General features: G+C 70.9%; 2 protein-coding genes. Both read right to left on the reverse strand.

Translation table 11 applies throughout. From position 1 onward, the window contains the following. Nucleotides 1-3,138: type I polyketide synthase (locus tag IE269_RS42560; protein WP_318299707.1), on the reverse strand; the 3,138-nt coding region annotated here is incomplete at its 3' end. A gap of 57 nt (nucleotides 3,139-3,195) precedes the next feature. Further along, nucleotides 3,196-3,900 (reverse strand): phosphopantetheine-binding protein (locus tag IE269_RS43670; RefSeq protein WP_318299708.1); only part of this gene is annotated, 705 nt, incomplete at its 5' end.

The following is a 3,900-nucleotide window of genomic DNA, read 5'->3' on the forward strand; positions in this document are numbered from 1 at the left end:
CACTTCCGCCAACAACGCCGGATGCAGACCAAAGCGATCCGCCTCCCGCGCCACCTCACCCGACAACGCGAACTCCACCTCGGGAGCCGTTGCCGCGGCTTGCGCGGCCTTGTCGGCCACACCAGTGACCAGAACGCCCGAGGCGTGCTCGGTCCACTCCTCGTCCGAGTCCTGCTCGCGCCGTGAGTGCAACCGGATCTGTCGGGCACCGTTCACGTCCGGCGTGCCCACCCACACCTGAACGGCGGCTCCCCCGTCGGCGGCGAGTACGAGGGGTTCGGTGAGGGTCAGTTCTTCGACACGACCGCAGCCGACCTGGTCGGCGGCCCGGACGGCGAGTTCCAGCAGCCCTGCTGCCGGGAAGACCACCTGTCCGTCCACCGCGTGCTCCGACAGCCACGGTTGCGCGGCACACGACAGCCTTCCCGTGAGCACCGTCCCCTCCGAACTGGCCAGGAAGACGGTGGCGCCGAGCAGCGGGTGTTCGGCGGGCATCAGGCCTGCGCCGGCGACGTCTCCCACGGGCAGGGCGGGGCGCGGCCAGTAGCGTGCGTGCTGGAAGGGGTACGTCGGCAGATCGACGACCCGGGCGCCCGTACCGTCGTACCAACGCGCCCAGTCCACCCGCACTCCCGCGCAATGCAACCCGGCCAGTCCGGCGGCCAGCGCACTCTCCTCACCACGGCCCTTGCGCAACGCCGGAACAGTGACGGCGTCCACGCTCAACTGCGCCAGCGCGCACAGGCTCCCGTCCGGACCCAGCTCCAGGAACGCGTCGACTCCCTCGGCCGCCAGGGTGCGGACGCTGTCGGCGAACCGTACGGTCTCCCGCACATGCCGCACCCAGTACTCGGGGTCGCGCACGGACTCCTCGTCGACGGCCATCGGAATCTTCGGAGCCGAGAACGACAGCCCCGACACCACCGCACGGAACTCCGCCAGCATCGGGTCCATCAACGGCGAGTGGAACGCGTGCGATACGCGAAGACGCGTCGCCTTGCGTTGCAGGCCCTCGAAGTGGATGCGGACGGCCTCCACCGCGTCCTCGGCGCCGGACACGACCACGGACGATGGCCCGTTGACTGCGGCAATCGACACCAACTCGCCCATCAGAGGAGTCACTTCGTCTTCGGATGCCTGCACCGCGAGCATGGCTCCGCCCTCGGGCAGCGCCTGTATCAGCCGGCCGCGCGCCGCCACCAGCGTGCACGCGTCGGCGAGGGAGAGCACTCCGGCGACGTGAGCCGCGGCCACTTCGCCGATGGAGTGCCCGGCCACGAAGTCCGGGCGCACACCCAGCGACTCGACGAGCCGGAACAACGCCACTTCCACCGCGAACAGAGCGGGTTGCGCGAAGACCGTCCGGTTCAACGCCTCCGCGTCCTCACCCCAGACCACGTCCCGCACCGGAAGATCCAGCTCGGCGCACACCTCGTCGAAGGCAGCCGCGAACACCGGGAAGCGCACGTACAACTCCCGACCCATACCCAGCCGTTGCGAACCCTGACCGGAGAAGAGGAAGGCGAGGGTGCGTCCGGTTGCCCCGCCCCGGGCAATTTCGCGGCCCTCCACCAGGACGGCCCGGTGCCCGAGATTCGCGCGCCGTGCGGCCAGCGAGAAACCCACGTCCAGCGCGGATTCACCGGCCAGTGCGGCCAGCTGTGCCACCTGCGCGTCCAGCGCGTTCGGCGATTTCGCCGACACCACCCATGGTGCGACGGCGGGCACGACGGTCGGCTCGACCGCCGCCGGCTCCATTTCGGCCGGCGGGGCCTGCTCGATGATCGTGTGCGCGTTGGTGCCGCTGATCCCGAACGCCGACACGGCGGCCCGGCGCGGCCGGCCCGTTTCCGGCCAGTCCGTCTGTTGGGTCAGCAGTGAGACCTCACCGGCCGACCAGTCCACGTGCGTGGTCGGCCTGTCCACGTGCAGGGTGCGAGGCAGCACTCCCTGCCGCATCGCCATGACCATCTTGATCACGCCTGCGACACCGGCGGCCGCCTGGGTGTGCCCGATGTTCGACTTGAGCGAGCCGAGCAGCAGCGGCCTGCCGTCGGGACGGTTCTCGCCGTAGGTGGCAAGCAGCGCCTGCGCCTCGATGGGGTCGCCCAACGGCGTGCCCGTACCGTGGCCCTCCACCGCGTCCACGTCTGCGGCCGACAGGCCGGCGGCCGCCAACGCCTGCCGGATCACGCGCTGTTGGGAGGGTCCGTTCGGCGCGGTCAGACCGTTCGACGCACCGTCCTGGTTCACCGCCGAACCACGTACGACGGCGAGAATGTCGTGCCCGTTGCGCTTGGCGTCCGACAGCCGTTCCAGCACGAGCACGCCCACGCCCTCGGACCAGCCCGTTCCGTCGGCCGCGTCGGCGAACGCCTTGCAACGGCCGTCGCCCGCCAGCCCGCCCTGCCGGCTGAATCCGGCGAAGCTCATCGGCGTGGACAGGACGGTCACACCGCCGGCCAGGGCCATGGTGCACTCACCCGTGCGCAGCGCGTGCGCGGCGACGTGGAGGGCGACGAGCGAGGACGAGCAGGCGGTGTCCAGGGTCACCGCCGGGCCCTCCAGGCCGAAGGCGTACGAGATGCGGCCGGACAGGACGCTCGCGGTCAGACCGGTCGTCGCGTGGCCCTCCACGTCCTCCAGGGAGTTCATGACCACGCCCACGTAGTCCACGCCCGCCGTACCGACGAACACGCCGGTACGGCTGCCGCGCAGGGTGGCCGGGTCGATCCCGGCCCGCTCGAACGCCTCCCACGACGTCTCCAGCAACAGCCGCTGCTGCGGGTCCATCGCCATCGCCTCGCGCGGCGAGATCCCGAAGAAGTCGGCGTCGAAGGACGCCGCGTCGACGAAGCCGCCCTCCACCGACGCGCTACTGCCGTTGCCCTCACCGGCCAGCGCCTCCAGGTTCCAGCCCCGGTCGGTGGGGAACGTGGAGATCCCGTCTCGGCCTTCCGTCACCATCCGCCACAGGTCCTCGGGCGAACGCACCCCGCCCGGCAGGCGGCAGGACATGCCGACGATCGCGATCGGCTCCTGCTTCTGCGACTCGGCTTCCAGCAGTCGTTGGCGAGTCTGGTGCAGATCAGCGGTGACCCACTTGAGGTAGTCAACGAGCTTGCTGTCGTTCGACATGGAGGTGGAGCCTTCCTACAGCGAAAGAGAAGAAGTGAGAGACGGCGGACGGCCGGATCAGCGGTCGGTCAGCCGACCGAGCTCGTTGTCGATGAATGCGAGGACTTCGTCGGCGGTGGCGGATTCGATCCGCTCCACGACCTCGGCGGATTCGCCCTCGTCGTCGGCTCGCCACTTCTCCAGGAGGTGGCGCAGCCGTTGGGAAACCGCCGCGCGGGTGTGTTCGTCGGGCTCGGCCGCCGTCAACGCGGCGTCCACCCTGTCGAGTTCGGTGAGGAGCGCGGACTGCGCGTCCGGCCCTTCCCGGTGGTCTTGAAGCAGGGCGGCCAGCAGGTGTTCGGCGAGGGCCGCCGGGGTGGGGTGGTCGAAGACGAGGGTGGCGGGCAGCCGCAGGCCGGTGAGGGAGGTGAGCCCGTTGCGCAGCTCCAGCGCCGTGAGGGAGTCGACGCCGAGGTCCTTGAAGTCCCGTTCGGCGTCGACGGTCTGCGCCGACCCGTGCCTGAGCACGGCCGCGGCCTCCGCCTGAACGAGTTCCCGTACGTGTCGCAGCCGGTCGCCCTCCCGCAGCTCCCGGAGCCGGGCCGCGAGCGCGTCCTGCGTTCCGGTCGCGGGACCGCCGGCGGCGGCAGCCTGACGCTTGGCACTCTTGACGAGCCCACGCAACAGCGGGGGCACTTCCCCGCGCAGCCGAGCACCGGGACCGGCAGCGAGGCGGCCGAGGGGGACGAGGTGGGGTGCGTCGGTGGCCATCGCCGCGTCCAG

Origin of the sequence: Streptomyces spiroverticillatus, from assembly GCA_014650415.1 — a bacterium.
Lineage (GTDB): Bacteria > Actinomycetota > Actinomycetes > Streptomycetales > Streptomycetaceae > Streptomyces > Streptomyces spiroverticillatus.